Raw genomic sequence first — 17299 nt, 5'->3', positions numbered from 1 at the left:
CCATGAAGTGGTTAGCCGCAATGCTGTTGATCGGGCTGGCCGCCAACACGATGGCCGCCACCCGAACCGACATCGGCGGGCCGTTCCAACTCACCAACCAGAATGGCCAGCGGGTCACCGAACGCAGCTTTGGCCAACCGGCGTTGCTGTACTTCGGGTTCATGACCTGCCCGGCCATTTGCCCTACTGACTTGGCGAAAATGGCCCGTATCAGTCGGCAACTGCAACAACAGCAGGGCATCACCGTGCGGCCGATCTTCGTCACCATCGACCCGGAGCGTGACACGCCCAAAAAACTCAAGGAATACGTGAGCTACTTCGCCAGCGACTTCGTCGGTTTGACGGGCTCGGCGCAAGACATTGTCCGCATCACCGACGCTTATCACGTGTACTACAAGAAAGTGCCGTCCAGAGACAAGCCGGACCAGTACATGATGGACCACTCGACCCTCCTGTTTCTGCTCGACAGCCAAGGCCGCTACCTCAAGCACTTCGGTCGCGGGCAGGATGAGAAGGACATCGAGAGGCAGATAGTCGCGGCACTGGAGGGTGCAGCGCAGGACCAGTAACGCTCGTCAGTGTGCAACATACCGACGATCAGAGCGCCGTTTGTGTTCACCGATCGCTGCAGGGGGTCAGCTTCAAGGGTTTGCCTTAGGCTGAAATCGACCAGAAGCGACCGGAAGTGGCTTTAGAGTCCAAGATGCAGCTACCGGCCAGAAGCAATGGGATGGACTCCTCCTCACTTCGGCATCTTGAGTGCCAGACTGAAAGTACGAACCACAGTCAACCGTGAGAAGTAGTCCATACATGAAGCTTATGCGCATTGGGGTCGACCTGGCCAAGAACGTGTTTCAGATCCACGGCGTGGATTGTCACGAGCTACCCGTCTGGCGGCAGCACCTGCCACGTGATCGCTGGCTGCAAACGGTGTTGGAAAAGATCGAACCTGGCTGTGAAATCGGCATGGAAAGTTGCGGTGGTGCGCATCATTGGGCTCGGCAACTACAAGCACGCGGATTTCGGGTGAAGCTGATCGCGCCGCAGTTCGTCAAACCGTACGTCAAGAGCAACAAGAACGACGCCAACGATGCCGAGGCAATCTGCGAGGCGATGAGTCGCCCCAGCATGCGTTTCGTCGCCATCAAGACGATTGAGCAACAAGATATCCAAGCGACGCATCGCATCCGGGCCGGCTGAATCGAACAGCGGACGGCCAAAGCCAATCAGATTCGTGGGCTGATCGCCGAGTACGGCCTCGTGGCGCCGAAGGAGTTACTGATGCAGAAGATGCCGATAATGGTTTTAAGGCACGAGTTTGCGCCGAGCTGTTCTGGCAGAATTAAAAAAAGTGAGACCACCACTGGTGTATGAGAATCATACCGCCATCAAATAGGATCGCCCGCACTTCTGTGGGCGAGCGCTCTATCGAGGAAATCAACTCATGCTTACCATACGGATGTCCTGCCAGGCGATGTTGGATCATGTCCCAGGCGTGTGTTCCCTACCCTATTCATCTGGTCCCTCCTTCACAAAGTGCCTTTGACATTTGGCGATGCTTTGATGCCCATAGAGTAAAAATTCAAGAAAGTACGTAGGTTGATCGTTCCTCGCCCTTGATCTGCTGATCAGCATGATATGAGGAGCGAACCAACGGTCCTGATGCTACATTTTTGAACCCCGCAAGCCGACCACGTAAATCTGTCGAGCGCTAGTCAACATCGTTACTGGAGTTCGAAATGGTTGCGCAATGAAACCGCAGTGCACACCGAGCACGGAACGGCGGGTTCGACGCTGGGAGCATGAAGCCGTCCTGGAGGAAATGCAGAACAGGCTGAGCAACGCGCCGGAAATGATGCGGACCCGAAAACGGACTGTTGAGTATCCCTTCGGGACGCTCAAACAATGGATGGGTGCAACGCACTTTCTCACGCGAAAGCTCAACGGGGTCAGTGCAGAGATGAGTCTGAACGTGCTCGCCTACAATTTAAAAAGGGTCATGAAAATCATCGGCACCGCTGATTTGATGAAAGCGTTAGCGGCGTAAAAACCGCTCTTTTTGCCCCGTCCAAAGGACTTTAAGAGGCTGCTGAGTCGTTTTAACTGCTCCTGGAAGCGTCGTGATGTTGATCAGTTTGCGAAACGACGGTACCAATAAGGGCGCCGGCGTCATCGCCGGCCCTCCTGGGGTCGCCGGTTGGGCGATATGCTGGAGAGAGTCGCCTTTCTGCCAGTGATCCCACATCAGCTTTTCCTGGCTTTCGGTGTAATAGATCCGAGGTCTCTGCTTCATCTGCAACACTCCTTCTGCTTACACAGAATTTAGTTGTGTTGCGACGACCGGTTGAATCCACAGCCAAAAGCAGTCCTTCAAATCTGCCGAGGCGCGCGTAGCTAGTCGCTGCATCTGGCTCCTCTGATAGTGCCAACCTTGGCTCGATGGATAGCAGTCGGCAGCTCATGTTTTCTATGCGCTCTTCACATGGGATTAATGCAGATACATCACTGTAGTTTCAGATGAACGGGGCACATTCTTAGCGCCAACATCGACCACCTCGTTTCTATCAATGAGAGCTAAAAAATGAGTGTCTTTACCCACGTTACAGTCGGCACCAATGATTTGAATAAAGCCCGCAGCTTCTACGACAACGTGCTGGGCAAACTTGGCCATAAACGTATCGCAGACCTCGCAGACAACGGTTCTATCTGGGGCGAGAATGCACCTTCTTTTTTCGTTTTAAAACCGGCTGACGGCGCACCCGCCAGCGTCGGCAATGGTGTGACCGTCAGTTTCGAGGCACCGACGCGTGCCGCAATCGACGCGTTTCATGCCGCAGCATTGGCCGCTGGCGGTACGTGTGAAGGCCTCCCTGGGCCACGTGGTTGGGCACCGAATGCCTACGCTGCGTATGCCCGTGATCTGGACGGCAACAAACTGGCTGCCTATTGCTTCAAACCCGTTTAAGCCCGGTACGAGGCCAGCCTTTGTCGGGCCGGCCTCACCCCTCTTTTTTAGCTTCTGCAAGCGGCATGGAATTCGATACTTCACCAAATTCCCACGCTATTGCTCACCGTAGAAATGATCGCTGACTCTAGACATTCCGGTATGGCTTGATTTCAGGAGACTGATTACCACTGAGCTGTACAGGCGCGTCTATAAAACAATAAGAATCAAAGCCCAGAGGCCTCCAATGAAGAAGCGTCCACTGTTGGGTCTGTTTATATTTTCGATGTCCGCAAGTTCTTTGCAAGCGCAGGCTGAGGAAACCCAAGAAGGTTTTGTCGAGGGTGGAGCCGCCAAGTTGATTGCGCGCAATATGTATTTCAATCGAAACTCATTGTCTGATTATCCCGATTCCCGAGGGTGGGGACAGGGTTTCCAGTTGGACTACCAATCCGGTTTCACCCAAGGCGATATCGGATTCGGTGTTGATGCAAGTGCCTACACCGCTTACAAGTTGGACGGTGGGCGTGGCACGGTGGGCACGGGAATGTTTCCCGCTGACGGCGAGGGAGAAAGAACAGAGTCCTCTACACTGAATGCGTCGGTAAAGATGAAATGGTCGAACACGGTTATAAAGTATGGCGATCTGCGTCCTTATAATCCTGTGTTCGCAACGCCCGACTTAAGATTGATGCCGATGACCACAAGGGGCTTTCAATTATTAAGTGATGATATCGATAAGGTCAGTATCGATATCGGGCATTTTTATTCCTCCCGAGGTTATACAACCACAAATCACAACGAGGGGTTCATGGCCGGGTACGCCGGGGTGGACGCCGGCGACGTGGACTACGCCGGGTTGACGTACCAGCCCGTCGATGAGGGTAGCGTTGCCTTTTATGCGTCTCGCGCAGACGATCTGTGGCGTCAGTTCTACGTCAATGCCAATTACACCTTCCCTCTGGAAGCAGAACAAACACTGAGCTTTGATTTCAACCTCTATCGCTCACTCGATGAAGGGCAGGCCAATGCCGGTGCAATAAACGTCACGGCCTGGTCGTTAGCGACCGCTTATGGAAACGGCCCGCACACTTACACGTTGTCCTTGCAAAAAATACACGGCAGTCAACCGTTCGACTATTTGATGGGCTCAGATGGCACTTACATGGACTCCATCTACCTGGCGAACTCTTCGCAATATGGGGATTTCAATGGCCCCGGAGAAAAGTCAGTGGGGCTCGGTTATGCCTATGACTTCGGAAGTACTGGCGGGTTGCGCACAACACTTGGGCTTCGTTATGTCTATGGGTTTGATATTGATAATGAGAAAGTCGACCCGGACGGCCTATACGCCTATTTCGCTCATGCAGATAAACAGATAGAGCGAGATATCGACCTGAAAACCGTAGTTGAAACGGGTACCCTGAAGAATCTGTCCATACGAGTACGTTATGCCGAGCATGCCTTTACCGGAGACAGCGTGAAACAACTAAGAATAATCACGGAGTTTCCGCTGGATCTATTTTGAAGAGATGTCCCTGCGTTCAAAACAAGAGGTCTTACATGAAAAACTTTTCAATAAAGTGCATTGCGTTGGCCGTAACACTCTCGTCGATGGCATTAACGGCTCAAGCCGACACGGTCTACATTCACGCCGGCCGCCTGGTGGATGTCGAGCGAGGCAAGGTGTTGACCGATCAACGCATCAAGGTGGAGGGCGAGCGCATCGTTGCCGTGGAGCCGTGGAGTGCACCAGCGGCCAATAGCAAAGTCATCGATTGGTCGACCAAAACCGTGTTGCCAGGTCTGATCGATATGCACACGCATATCTCCGATTGGGATATGACCAACAACGTGGCAGAGCCGCTCCTGCATTCGCCTCAGGATGTCGCGCTGATTGGCGCGAAACACGCCTATCAAACGTTGCGCGCGGGTTTCACAACCGTGCATGACCTTGGCACCTACCGCGCCTTTACCGATGTCGCACTTCGTGATGCGATCAACGCTAACCGGGTGCTGGGGCCAAGAATGAACGTGGTCGGCGCGTACATCACCGTTGCGGGCGGTGGTGGGGAAGTGACGGGATTTGCGCCAGGTGTGGAAATTCCGGCTGATATGCGAGTCGGGGTTTATCGTGATGCCAATGATGCGAAATTGAAAGCCCGTTACCTGTTCCAGCACGGCGTGGACACCATCAAGATGATGGCAACCGGCTCGGTACTGGCCGTCGGGACTGAACCGGGTCAAATGGAAATGACCGAAGAAGAAATGCGCGCAGTGGTGGAGGAAGCCAAGATTCACAAAAGCTATGCCACCGTGCATGCCCATGGTGCGGAAGGAATCAAGGCCGCTATCCGTGCCGGCGTGAAATCTGTTGAACATGCATCGTTGCTGGATGACGAAGGCATCAAAATGGCGAAAGAAAAAGGCACCTACCTGGTGATGGATATCTATAACGGTGACTACATCGATGAGGTCGGTCGCAAGGAAAACTGGCCGGAGGAGTACTTGCGCAAGAACACCGAGACCACTGACGTACAGCGTCAGGCTTTTCGCAAAGCGGTCAAGGCTGGGGTGAAGATTGCCTATGGCACCGACGCGGGTGTCTATCCAATTGGTACGAATGCCAAACAATTCTCCTACATGGTCAAGTACGGAATGACGCCGATGCAGGCGATCCAGTCCGCCACCGTGGTCGCCGCGGACTTGCTCAATTGGCAACAGGATGTAGGCGCCGTCAGTGTGGGTCGCTACGCCGACATGATTGCTGTGGACGGCGATCCGATTGCTGATATTTCGATCCTTGAGACCCTCCCCGTGGTGATGAAGGGTGGTGCGATTGTGCCTCCTGACCTCTCGATCGGACAGTAAAAGGAACATAAACCGGGGCGTATGATTCACCGTCGTGAACGTCGCCCCACTACCCCTGCCACAAAGGGTGGTTCTGCCGGTTCTAGTTCGGGTCCAGCAATCCTCCACTCCAGTTCCGCGACAAGCGAGTGCCAGTGAACTTCGCCACCCCCATACCCTGGGAAATGAAACGATCCCGATAGCAGGTGACCAGGCGCCCGGTTTGCTCGGCGAACAGCACCACTTCGGAGCTCGGATCACCCGGTCGACGCAGGATTCGTGCAAAACGCTGTCCTTCTTCGACGACATCGCCCAGTTCCTTTTCAAAGATCAGCACCCCCGGTTGCGGTGCAAGAATGGTCTCCATGTGTCCCATGTCCACGGCTTCGACGGGCCAGTCAGCCGGTGATACCGCATCGTCGATGACCCCATTTGCGCACAGCCAGGCATACAGCCCCTCGGCATCCTGCTCGGCGAATCGATCACTGACGTCGCCCTGCCCCCGCAGCTCCAGGGTCGCGGCCATGTGCTTTTCGGTGGTGCCGTCGCGTAGCCACGGCGCAATGATGGTCTCCTCGAAGGAGCCATCGCCGCCGTCGTCCCAGATGATCGCCACGTCCATCTTCATCGCCGCCGCCAGTTCACGGCCACGGGGCCAGAAACTGCGGTGTACATAGAGGTATGGCAGCGCTTCGTCGTCGGTGTGCAGGTCGAGCATCAGGTCCGCCGACGCCGCCAGTTGCACCAGTTTTTTTTGCCACTGCTGAACGTTGGTTGAAGGTCGTTCCATCGCCGCCGACCGGTCGAATCCGCGATTGAAGTTCTGTCCGCTCGCATCGTGATGTCGCCCGAGGATCCGCCCCTGGGAAAACTGCCCGATGCCCAGGGGATTGGCCTGTGGCACCACGGTCACACTGCCCTTGAACCGGCCCTGTGCTTGAGCCACATGAAGACGTTGCATCAACACATGCAAGACCAGCATCCCGGCGATTTCGTCGGCATGCACCCCGGCCTGCAAATGCACCTTCGGCCCGTGGCCGTCGCCCACGAAACGCCAGGCACCGACCTGCACCGCGTCGCCGTTATTGTTGAGTACGTCGAACGAAACATCCTGGACCATGTGTTTGCCCTCCCTTCATGACTGTTAAACATCGTCGCTGCCGATACTGGAGATTGAACGCCTGTTCAACTAAGCTCGCCAACGAGCAGCTACTTCAAGGAATTTTTTTGACTACCATCGCCCCGAAAAACCGCCGCGCCGATCCCGACGAACGCCGCGAACTGCTGGTTGCCGCGACCTTGCGCTGTCTGGTCCGCGATGGCCACGCCGGGATTTCCGTGCGGCGCATCGCTACCGAGGCCGGAGTGTCCGTTGGCCTGCTCAATCACCATTTCGGCAGCATCGATGCGCTGATCGCCGACACCTACCACAAGCTCGCCAGTGAGCTCACTACTGCCCTGCTCCACGAAATCCACCAGGCCGGGACACCGGCGCAAAAGATGGATGCATTCCTGGTCGGTTCTTTTTCACCGCGGGTCATGGACCCGAAACTGCTGGATGCCTGGGTGGTGTTCTGGAGCCTGATCCGCCACTCCGACCACGTCAGCCAGTCCCACGAAAAAAGCTACGGCGCCTACCTCGACCTGCTGCGCCGGTTGCTCGATGATCTGGCGGCCAGCGAATATTTCGCGATCCACGACACCCGCCTCGCCGCCATCGGTTTATCGGCGATGCTCGACGGCCTCTGGATCGAGTGGTGCCTGAACCCCGAGACCTTTAGCCCCGCCAACGGCCTCTACATCTGCCGTTGCTGGATAAAGGGGCTGCGACACGGAGCATTCGGAGCCGACGACGTCCTGTGACGAGTGCCGACCGAAGATCATCGCCAGGGTGCCGCTGACCGCGATCAGACCGGCACCGATCATCAGCGACACGTCCATTAGCGTGCCCCAGATCAGGCTCGACAGCAGGAACGCCCAGATCAACCCTGTGTACTCGAACGGCGCCAGCACGGTCGCGGTGGCGCGCTGGAAACTGGCGAACAACAGGTACTGCCCGATACCGCCCATCAGCCCTGCGCCGATCATGCCTAGCCAGGCGTGAGTCGGTGTCGGGGTGTAGGTCCAGGGCAACGCCAGCGTCATGCAGATGACAAACACCACATTGGTGATCAGCATCTGTTCCAGCACCGAGGTCTGGTCATCCACCTGGCGTAACTGGATGTAGGTAAACGCCCAGCACATCGCCGCCAACAGCGTCAGAACAATCGGTAACGGATCGGCCATGTTATTGGGGCGACAGGCAATCACCACGCCGACAAACCCGATAATCAGGGCGAACCACTGCCAACCGGTGACGCGCTCCTTGAGAATCACCGTCGCCAGCACCGTCACCATGATCGGTGCCGAGAAATACAGGGTGGTCATTTCCGCCAGCGTCAGGTCCCTGGCAGCGGTGTAATACATCAGCCATGCGGCGATCGACAGCAAGCCGCGCACCACCAACAAACGCCGACTGGACGAGCGCCATGCTCGCTGGACCAATTGCAGGCGACCCACCAGCAAACAAGCGACCGCCACCACAACCGCGCGCCAGAACAGGATCGTGGACACCGAATAATCGTCCACCAGCCACTTGATGCCCGCGTCCTGCAAGGACAGAAATGCGTAGCCCAAAGTGCACAGGCCAATGCCTTGTAGCGAGCGGTCAACCCGTGGCGTATTCATCATGCGGACCTGCGTACTGGCGTTCCCCGCCGTTCGGCAAACGCAAACAACGCCTCGATCAGGAACGTCAGGCAGACGTACACTCCGGCCACCAGCAGCAACGGCTCATACACTTGCAGCGTCTGGGCCCGCACCACGTTGGCCGCGCCCAGCAGGTCGATCACTGCGATAGTCGATGCCAGTGCCGTGGATTTGAGCAGCATCACGGTTTCCCCGGCCAGGGTCGGTAACAGCAAGCGCAGCGCCCGGGGCAAACGCACCCGCAACAGAGCCTGGCGCGCAGTCATGCCAAACGCCGAAGCGGCTTCCATTTCGCCTTTGGGCACCGCCAGCAGGCCACCGCGAATCACTTCGCCAACGTACGCCCCCACCGATATCACCAGGGCAAACACGATGTACCAGTAACCGTCGCGCAGATAAGGCCAGAAAAAACTGCCGCGTATCAGCGGAAACTGCGCAAACAGGCTGCCCAGGCCGTAGTAGAAAATGTAGATCTGGATCAGCAACGGTGTACCGCGCGTCACGCTGGTATAGAACTGACTGACCTTGGCAATCACTTTGTTTTTCGAAATGCGCGCCAGCGCCACAAGCACCGCCAGCACGAAACCGAACACAGAGGAAATCAACAGAATTTCGATGGTTGTCTGCAACCCTCGAATCAACAACGATGCGTATTCAACTGCCCACGCTGGAATCATTTCATTTACTCAGCCGGTTTAGTCAACAAGAGGCATCCAGCGACGAATACGTCGCTCCAACCGTCCCGACAGATAGTTGGACACCAGAGTCACTGCGTAGTACAGCGCCGCGGCCGTGAGGTAGAACAACAGATATTGGCGTGTCGACCCCGCCGCTTGCTTGGCGGTGTACAACAACTCGTTGGTGCCGACCACGCTGATCAACGCACTATCCTTGATCAGGTTGATCCACAGGTTCGACATCCCCGCCATTGCATAAGGCGCCATGATCGGCAGCGTCACACGCCGAAACAGTCCAAAGCCGTGCAGGCCGAACGCCTTCCCGGCTTCGATCTGGCCATAAGGAATCGCCTGTATCGCCGCCCGGAAAATTTCCGACGCGTACGCGCCCTGCACCAATCCCAGCACCACAATCGCCGCCAGTGGCCCGCTGACATTCACTGCGCCGTAACCCAACCACTCCATCAACGAATTGAGGAGCATGGAACCGACATAGAACAGCAACAGGATCATCAACAACTCTGGTACGGCGCGGAACAATGTGGTGTAACCACGCGCCAGTACCGCAATCGGCTTGGGCGCACCCAATTTGAGGCAGGCTACGATCAATCCGACGATCAGCCCGACCACAAAGGCCCCGGCCGATATCTGCAGGGTCATCAGGAGCCCCTTCAGCAGCGCCCCGCCCCATCCTTGTTCGCTGAAACCGATCATCTCGAACATCGTTGGCATTTCAGTCTCCAGTAAGAGCACCACCGAACCTAGTGGGAGCGTGGCTTGCCCGCGATGATTTTGGCGGCCTAAAGGGCCCCATCGCGGTCAAGCCACGCTCCTACAGGATTTGCATTCAGGTCATTAGAACGTCGGCTTCACGCTGGTACCGAAATAGCTCTGGGACAGGTCGTCATAGTCCTTGCTCGCCAGCAAGGTCTTGATCGCCTTGTCGAGTTTGGCCTTGAGTTCGGTGTCACCCTTGCGCAGACCGGCGCCCACGCCCTTGCCGAAGATCGGGTCGTACGGGACGGCGCCGAGGTAGGCCAGGTCTTTCGCGTCCGCAGTCTTGACGAAGGCCGCCATGGCCGTGCCATCGGCCATCATCAGGTCGATACGACCGGCAATCATGTCGGCGTTGGCCGAGTCCTGGGTGTCGTAATACTTAACGTCGGCAATTTTTTCGTAGTAAGTCTTCAGGTAGCTGGCGCTCACCGTCGAGTTCTGCACGCCGATGGTCTTGCCCTTGAGGTCGTCGGGGTATTTTTTTACCGAAGCTTCCTTCGGCCCGACAACGGCTATCACTGAGTCGTAGTAGGCCTTGCTGAAAGCGATCTGCTTTTCACGTTCTTCGGTCACCGACATCGAGGAGAAAATCACGTCGATCTTCTTCGCCAGCAGCGATGGAATGATCCCGTCCCATGCCACTTCCTTGATCTCGCACTCGGCTTTCATTTCACTGCACAGCTTGTGGATCAGGTCGACCTCAAAGCCCTTCCACTCACCGTTGGCCTGTTTCTCGGTGTACGGCGGATAGGGTTCGGCCGCCACCGCGAACCTGATCGGCTGAGCCTGTGCCGCGCTCATGCCGGCCAGCATTACGCAGGCCACGCCGGTAAACCAGTTTGCAAATCGTCGATTCCCCATGATTCTTTTCCCGTCTTTTTATGATGGATTAGCGAGTCTGATGAGCGTTGACGAACTGTCGGCAACGTTCGCTGCGTGGGTGTACGAACACTTCATCCGGCGAACCGGTTTCCTCGATCAGCCCTTGATGCAAAAAGGCAACTTTGGACGAAACATCACGTGCGAAGGCCATTTCATGGGTCACCAGGATCATGGTCCGGCCTTCTTCGGCGAGAGAGCGGATCACCCGCAGCACTTCGCCGACCAGTTCCGGGTCGAGTGCCGAGGTGGGTTCATCGAACAGCATGACCTTGGGCCGCATGGCCAAGGCACGGGCGATGGCCACCCGTTGTTGCTGTCCCCCGGAAAGAAACGCCGGGTACTCGTTACGCTTGGCTGCAAGCCCGACACGTTCGAGCAAGGCTTCGGCCCGTTCAGTGGCTTCGGCACGGCTTTCACGCAGGACCTGGGTCGGCGCTTCGATAAGGTTTTCCAGCACCGTGCGATGGGGCCAGAGGTTGAAGTTCTGGAACACCATGCCCAGGCTCGACCTAATGCGCACAAGCTGCTTGGCGTCGGACACCAGCGGCAGGCCAGGGCGGGTCTGGTTGAGGTGAATGCTTTCGCCGTCCACGAGAATGCGCCCCTGGTCCGGCACTTCGAGCATGTTGATGCAGCGCAGCAAGGTACTTTTACCCGAGCCGCTGGCGCCGATCAGCGAGATCACCTCCCCTTCGCGGGCGGTCAGGGACACGCCCTTGAGCACCTCGATATTGCCAAAGCGTTTGTGCAGTTGCTCGACCTCGATCATGGTCCGGGCCGCAACGGGCGCCGTCACGGCTTCACGGGTCACGCGTGCAATGACGGGCCGCGGCGCTTCGCCGTTGACCACCAGGACGAAATCGCGGATACGCTGACAGGCCTCGGCCAGCCGCTCTTCACCGAGGGTGAACGACAGACGCACAAAACCTTGTGCGGGTTCGCCGAAGGCGGCTGCGTCCAGCACCGAGACGCGCGCCTCGCGCAACAGCCGCCAGGCGAACTCCAGCGAGGTCAGACCGGTGCCGCGCACATCCATCAGCACAAACATGCCGGCATCGGGTTTGAGCACTGAAATCCCCGGGCAATCCGATAGACCTGCCACCACCAGATCACGTCGACGGCGATAGATATCGCGCATGCCGTGAGTCACTTCTTCATGGGCCTGCACAGCCTTGAGCGCGGCCTCCATGGCAAACCCCGGCAAACCGTACAACATGCTCAACACCAGGGTTTCGGCATGCGCGACCAATGCCTGATCGGCAACGATCCAGCCAATGCGCCAGCCGGTCATGGCATGGGATTTCGACAGACTGCCAATCACCACGCAACGCTCGGCCATGCCGGGCAACGCCGCCAGGCTCAGATGGTCGCGCTGGAACGTCAGGCTTTCATAGACTTCGTCGACCACCACCCACAGGTCATTGGCTATGGCAAGGTCGGCGATAGCTTGCAGCTCTTCGCGGTTCATCACCACGCCAGTGGGATTGTTCGGGTTGGAGAAGAACATTGCCCTGGTCTTCGGAGTGATTGCCTTGGCCAGCACGGCGGCATCGATGCGGAAATCATCATCCGCCGAGCAGGCCACCCGCACCAGCGTGGCGCCGGAGGCCTTGAGCGTTGCTTCGTAGGTCACGTACATCGGATCGAGGGCAATGACCTCGTCGCCGGCATTGAGCAGGCACATCGAAGCTGCAAACAGTGCGTTTTGCGCCCCGGCCACGACGATGACGTTTGACGCTTGCAACGCGCGATCGAACAGCTTGCCGTAACGCGCGGCGATGGCTTCGCGCAAGGCCATGCGACCGGCGATTTCGGTGTAGTGAGTGTCACCTTCACGCAGGGCCTGGATGGCGGCATCGGTGATGAAGTCGGGCGTGGGAAAATCCGGATCACCGACGCTAAGAATGATGACATCCTCGCCACGGCGTCGTGCTTCAAACGCAGCGTAATGAATATCCCAGGCAGCAACGCCTTGCCCTGAGATTCGCTCAACAAAGGGTGAAAACCGCATGCCAGTGCCTCGTTCGAAGTGAAGAAACGCAAGCCCGCAACCAACCGGGAGAGAGATGTGAAACGAACATAGACCAAGCTGAACACTCGTTCAACAGAAAAATTCTCACGGTTCGCGTTCAGCGTAAACAGGTCGTTTTTACGACAGTCGTGGCGTTTTTGCGTAGTGTCATTTCAGACATCCACGGCAACGGGATGGCTCAGTGGATAGAGCTTTTCATCGAACTGCGACAGCTTCGGAAACACCAAGGGTTGCTCGTCATTCAGGTGTTCCAGGCGCTTGGCATAGTTCACAAGGAACGCTTTGCGCGCCTCGTCGCTGATGTACGGCACATGCCAGGCGACAAAAGGTTCCAGCACATCAAACCCGACATACGCCAGGGTCCCGCGCAGGATCGGCCGCAGCATGTCCTCCAGCGGACCGTGAATCGCACCGTCGCCGAACATGTGGTCGCGACCGCCCAAAGTGACGGTAACCAGCGCCTTCTTGCCGCTCAGGCCACCCTGATCGTAGAAGCGCTTGCCGCCGTAGCAGATGCCGGACACCAGCACCCGGTCGATCCAGCCCTTGAGGATGGCCGGGGCGGAGAACCAGAAAATCGGGAAGTTGAGGATTAACAGGTCGGCCCACAACAGTTTGTCCAGTTCAGCGTGGATATCCGCCGCCAACGATTGGCTTTTCACGCCCAAACGTTGCTCAAGCGCATACACCAGGTACTCGGGATTTTCCCGCGACGAGAAGTCGTCGGCGCTGGCCACCGGGTTCCAGTTCATCTTGTACAGGTCACTGACCTGCACCTCATGGCCCTGGGCTTCAAGGGTGGCGACAGCCTGATCACGCAGGGCTGCGGTGAAGGATTTTGGCTCGGGGTGAGCGTGGACGATTAGTACTTTCATGGCGATTCCTTAGACTTTTTCCAGCGTAGGGTTTGAATTCGTGGCGGCGCGACTGGCCAGCAAACTGTCGAGCCAGTCGGGGTCCATTTGCGGTTCCGATGAGAACAGCAGCCCGGTGTAGTCCTGGTGCGGCGGTGTGAAGATCGCGCTGCGCGAACCGTGGTCCACCACCCTGCCCTGTTGCATCACCAGTACCTCATCAGCAATCGCGCGCACGGTGGCGACATCGTGGGTGATGAACAGATAGGCGACACCCAGTTGCTGCTGAATACGGTTGAGCAACTTGAGCACGCCTTCGGCCACCAGTTGATCCAGTGCCGAGGTGACTTCGTCGCAAATGATCAGTTGCGGATCGGCCGCCAACGCTCGGGCGATGCAGACCCGCTGTTTCTGGCCGCCGGACAGTTCACGGGGTTGACGCTCCATGAAAGTCGCCGGGTCCAGTTCAATCATTTCCAGCAGCTCGGCGACACGTGCCCGCATGGCCTTGCCCTTGAGCCCTAGATAGAACGCCAGCGGACGGCCGATAATATCGACGATGCGCTGGCGTGGATTGAGCGCTGTATCGGGGATCTGGTAGATCATCTGGATGCGCCGCAGTTGCTCCTTGCTGCGCTGACGAAAGTCCGCTGGCAGTGGCTCGCCGTCGTACAACACGTGTCCGGCAGTCGGTGGCAGCAGGCCGGTAATCAAACGCGCCGTCGAGCTTTTACCGCTGCCTGACTCGCCGATCACCGCCAGGGTCTGGCCCCGGTACAGCTTCAGCGAAACATCATGCAGCACCGGTTGATGCCCATAACTGGCGCAGCTGTTGCGCAATTCCAACAACGGCTGTTCCTGCTGCGGCAAGGCCTTGGGTTCGGTACGGAAACTGCGCACGGCCCACAACGACTTGGTGTAGTCCTCCTGCGGGTCGCCGAGCATCTTGCGGGTCTCGGCTTCTTCCACCAGTTTGCCGTGGCGCAGCACCATGATCCGGTCAGCCATCTGCGCCACCACCGCCAGGTCGTGGCTGATGTAGATCGCGGCGCTGCCGTAGGTCGACACCGCATTGCGAATCGCCGCCAGCACTTCGATCTGGGTGGTGACATCCAGCGCGGTGGTCGGTTCGTCAAAGATAATCAGGTCCGGGTGGCAAGCCATCGCCATCGCTGTCATCACCCGCTGCAACTGGCCGCCGGAAACCTGATGCGGATAACGCTGGCCGATCTGCTCGGGATTGGGCAGGTGCAGCACCCGATACAGTTCCACCGCTTCGCTCATCGCCTGGGCGCGGCTCATGCCGCCGTTTTTTACCGCGGTTTCCACGTGCTGGTCGATCAGCCTGTGGGCCGGGTTGAAAGAAGCCGCCGCACTCTGCGCGACGTAGGCGATGCGCAAGCCACGTAATTTACGCAGGGCTTCGGGTTTGGCCTTGAGCAGGTCGATACCGTCGAAATGCACCGAGCCGCCGGTGATCCGGCAGCCATCGCGGGTGTAGCCCATGGCCGACAGGCCGAGGGTCGATTTGCCCGCCCCCGACTCGCCGATCAGGCCCAGCACCTCACCGCGTTGCAGGGTCAGGTCGATGCCCTTGATCAGCGGATGCCAGGCGTCTTCGAAGTGACCTTCAATGTGCAGATCGCGGATTTCCAGCAAAGTGTTGGATGTCGTCATGTTCAGCATTCCTTGAGGCCGCTGGATCTGTGCAGCATCCAGTCGACGACGAAGTTGACGCTGACCGTGATCAACGCCACGGCCAGGGCGGGTAGCAACGGGCTGATGTCGCCAAAGGTGATCAAGACGGCGTTGTCGCGCACCATGCTGCCCCAGTCGGCGGTGGGCGGTTGAATGCCCAGGCCGAGGAACGACAGCGCGCTGATGAACAGGAACACGAAGCAGAAACGCAGGCCGAATTCGGCAATCAGCGGCGCCGCCGCGTTTGGCAGAACTTCGCGGGTCACCAGCCACCACAGGCCTTCACCGCGCAGGCGCGCGGCTTCGACGAAGTCCTGCACCACCACGTTCATCGCCACCGCCCTTGAGAGGCGAAACACTCGGGTCGCATCCAGCAGCGCGATGACCAGCACCAGCGACGTCGCGGTGGTGCCGACCACGCTGAGGATCAACAAGGCAAAGATCAGTTGCGGAATCGCCATCAGGATGTCCACCACCCGCGACAGGCCCTGATCGATCACACCACCCTTGATCGCCGCGATCAGCCCGCTCAGACCACCGAGCAGGAACGCCAGCGCCGTGGTCAGGAAGGCAATGCCCAAGGTGTTGCGTGCGCCGTAGACCAGGCGGCTGAACATGTCTCGCCCCAGGTTATCGGTGCCCAACAGGAACTGCCCGCCCCACGGCGCGAAGCCCTCGCCCACTACCTGGGTTTCGCCGAACGGCGCCAACACCGGGGCGAACAGCGCCACCAGGATGTACAGCACGATCACCAGCAGCCCGAATTTCGCGCTCAGCGGCGCTTGCACTAATTGTTTGAACAGGCTCATGGCTTACCCCTTCGGATGCATCAGGCGTGGATTGCTGGCGATGGACAGTACATCGGCGCTGGTATTGAGCAGGATGTACGTCGCGGCGAAGATCAGGCTGCAGGCCTGTACCACCGGGATATCGCGCTTGGCCACCGAGTCCACCAGCAACTGGCCGAGGCCGGGATAGACAAACACCACTTCGACCACCACCACGCCGACCACCAGGTACGCCAGGTTCAGCGCCACCACATTGACGATCGGTGCCAGGGCATTGGGCAAGGCATGACGGAAGATGATCCGCGACTGGCTGATACCCTTGAGCCTGGCCATTTCGATGTACGGGCTGGCCAGCAGGTTGATCAGCGAGGCGCGAGTCATGCGCATCATCTGCGCGATCACCACCAGGCTCAGCGTGGCGACCGGCAGTACTGAACGTTCCAGTACCGTGCCGAGGGAGGCGTCCGGCGCCAAGTTGGAAATGCTCGGAAACCAGTTGAGTTTTACTGCGAACAACAGGATCAGGAGGTAGGCGACGAAGAACTCGGGGAACGACACCGCGCTCAGGGCCGAGGTATTGAGCAAACGGTCGAACCAGCTGTTGCGATACAACGCGGCGAGCATCCCCAGCAGCAAGGCCAGCGGCACCGACACCAGCGCCGCCAGCAACGCCAGGCTGAAAGTGTTGCCCAGGCGTGTGCCGACCAGTTCGGCGATCGGCCGCTGGTTGGCCAGCGATACGCCGAGGTCGCCTTGCAGCAGGTGCCAGATCCAATGCCCGAAACGGGTCAGCGGTGGCAGGTCCAGGCCCAGTTGCGCACGGAACGCCGCCACGGTTTCCGCAGTGGCGGACTGGCCGAGCATGGTCTGGGCGATGTCGCCCGGCAGCATGCCGACCGCGAGAAAAATGATCACTGACACCGCAAACAGCGACAACAGCCCCAATGCCAAACGCTGCGCCAACAGCTTGAAAATACTCTTCATCGTGCAGTTCCTTGAATTGGGCACGCTGGTGAAGACCACCACAACTAATGTGGGAGCGAGCCTGC

General features: G+C 58.2%; 15 protein-coding genes and 4 pseudogenes. 7 read left to right on the top strand and 12 right to left on the bottom strand.

Features of this window, described 5'->3' with window-relative positions:
* Positions 1-2 precede the first annotated feature (2 nt).
* The gene (locus ACA059_RS09755; RefSeq protein WP_497633619.1) at positions 3-569 is read left to right on the top strand and encodes an SCO family protein; all 567 of its coding nucleotides are present in this window, start codon (positions 3-5) and stop codon (positions 567-569) included.
* A 241-nt stretch (positions 570-810) separates the two neighbouring features.
* Positions 811-1263, top strand: a pseudogene (locus ACA059_RS09750) (IS110 family RNA-guided transposase); the annotation flags it as partial.
* Between the two features lie 319 nt (positions 1264-1582).
* Here the strand turns inward: ACA059_RS09750 and ACA059_RS09745 are convergent.
* Positions 1583-1693, bottom strand: a pseudogene (locus tag ACA059_RS09745) (hypothetical protein); the annotation flags it as partial.
* A gap of 26 nt (positions 1694-1719) precedes the next feature.
* Here ACA059_RS09745 and ACA059_RS09740 point away from each other — a divergent pair.
* A pseudogene (locus ACA059_RS09740) lies at positions 1720-2047 on the top strand (transposase); the annotation flags it as partial.
* Here ACA059_RS09740 and ACA059_RS09735 read toward each other — a convergent pair.
* Positions 2036-2293 (bottom strand): hypothetical protein, encoded by a 258-nt coding sequence (locus ACA059_RS09735; RefSeq protein ID WP_497634758.1) that lies wholly within the window; start codon positions 2291-2293, stop codon positions 2036-2038. The pseudogene ACA059_RS09740 and the gene ACA059_RS09735 overlap by 12 nt on opposite strands.
* A 288-nt stretch (positions 2294-2581) precedes the next feature.
* On the opposite strand from ACA059_RS09735, the gene ACA059_RS09730 reads away from it, so the two are divergent.
* The 3 genes from ACA059_RS09730 to ACA059_RS09720 all read left to right on the top strand — a co-directional run bounded on the left by ACA059_RS09730 (position 2582) and on the right by ACA059_RS09720 (position 5815).
* Positions 2582-2965, top strand: a complete 384-nt coding sequence (locus ACA059_RS09730) for a VOC family protein (protein WP_497633618.1) — start codon at positions 2582-2584, stop codon at positions 2963-2965.
* A gap of 226 nt (positions 2966-3191) precedes the next feature.
* Complete coding sequence (locus ACA059_RS09725; protein ID WP_497633617.1) at positions 3192-4472, top strand: OprD family outer membrane porin; 1281 nt, start codon at positions 3192-3194, stop codon at positions 4470-4472.
* Positions 4473-4507: 35 nt separating this feature from the next.
* The gene (locus ACA059_RS09720) at positions 4508-5815 is read left to right on the top strand and encodes a Xaa-Pro dipeptidase (RefSeq protein WP_497633615.1); all 1308 of its coding nucleotides are present in this window, start codon (positions 4508-4510) and stop codon (positions 5813-5815) included.
* Between the two features lie 82 nt (positions 5816-5897).
* Here the strand turns inward: ACA059_RS09720 and ACA059_RS09715 are convergent, their stop codons facing one another.
* Entirely contained in the window at positions 5898-6914 is a 1017-nt protein-coding gene (locus ACA059_RS09715) for a M14 family metallopeptidase (protein ID WP_497633614.1), read from the bottom strand.
* A 17-nt stretch (positions 6915-6931) separates the two neighbouring features.
* On the opposite strand from ACA059_RS09715, the pseudogene ACA059_RS09710 reads away from it, so the two are divergent.
* A pseudogene (locus tag ACA059_RS09710) lies at positions 6932-7561 on the top strand (TetR/AcrR family transcriptional regulator); the annotation flags it as partial.
* On the opposite strand, the gene ACA059_RS09705 reads toward ACA059_RS09710, so the two are convergent.
* From ACA059_RS09705 to ACA059_RS09665, 9 genes are all read right to left on the bottom strand, one after another.
* A complete protein-coding gene (locus ACA059_RS09705) occupies positions 7517-8521 on the bottom strand; it encodes a DMT family transporter (RefSeq protein ID WP_497633613.1) in 1005 nt (334 codons plus the stop codon). The pseudogene ACA059_RS09710 and the gene ACA059_RS09705 sit on opposite strands and share 45 nt — an antisense overlap.
* Positions 8521-9219 carry an ABC transporter permease gene (locus ACA059_RS09700; protein ID WP_497633612.1) on the bottom strand — a complete coding sequence of 233 codons (699 nt, stop codon included), beginning with the start codon at positions 9217-9219 and terminating at the stop codon, positions 8521-8523. Before ACA059_RS09700 ends, ACA059_RS09705 begins: the two co-directional genes overlap by 1 nt.
* Before the next feature lie 18 nt (positions 9220-9237).
* Positions 9238-9951, bottom strand: a complete 714-nt coding sequence (locus tag ACA059_RS09695) for an ABC transporter permease (RefSeq protein ID WP_449646112.1) — start codon at positions 9949-9951, stop codon at positions 9238-9240.
* A 123-nt stretch (positions 9952-10074) separates the two neighbouring features.
* The gene (locus tag ACA059_RS09690; RefSeq protein WP_497633611.1) at positions 10075-10857 is read right to left on the bottom strand and encodes a transporter substrate-binding domain-containing protein; all 783 of its coding nucleotides are present in this window, start codon (positions 10855-10857) and stop codon (positions 10075-10077) included.
* A 28-nt stretch (positions 10858-10885) separates the two neighbouring features.
* Positions 10886-12889, bottom strand: coding sequence for an aminotransferase class I/II-fold pyridoxal phosphate-dependent enzyme (locus tag ACA059_RS09685; RefSeq protein ID WP_497633609.1), 2004 nt, complete (start codon positions 12887-12889; stop codon positions 10886-10888).
* Between the two features lie 173 nt (positions 12890-13062).
* Positions 13063-13785: an NAD(P)H-dependent oxidoreductase gene (locus tag ACA059_RS09680; protein ID WP_497633608.1), complete on the bottom strand. Its 723-nt coding sequence runs from the start codon at positions 13783-13785 to the stop codon at positions 13063-13065.
* A 9-nt stretch (positions 13786-13794) separates the two neighbouring features.
* Positions 13795-15441, bottom strand: a complete 1647-nt coding sequence (locus ACA059_RS09675; RefSeq protein WP_497633606.1) for an ABC transporter ATP-binding protein — start codon at positions 15439-15441, stop codon at positions 13795-13797.
* Between the two features lie 2 nt (positions 15442-15443).
* Positions 15444-16271 carry an ABC transporter permease gene (locus ACA059_RS09670; protein WP_497633604.1) on the bottom strand — a complete coding sequence of 276 codons (828 nt, stop codon included), beginning with the start codon at positions 16269-16271 and terminating at the stop codon, positions 15444-15446.
* A 3-nt stretch (positions 16272-16274) separates the two neighbouring features.
* Entirely contained in the window at positions 16275-17234 is a 960-nt protein-coding gene (locus ACA059_RS09665) for an ABC transporter permease (RefSeq protein WP_497633602.1), read from the bottom strand.
* Positions 17235-17299: the final 65 nt, after the last annotated feature.

The organism is Pseudomonas sp. LBUM1647 (assembly GCF_059716175.1).
The sequence above is the reverse complement of the archived record's forward strand: the minus strand, read 5'-3'. Positions and strand labels throughout refer to the sequence as shown.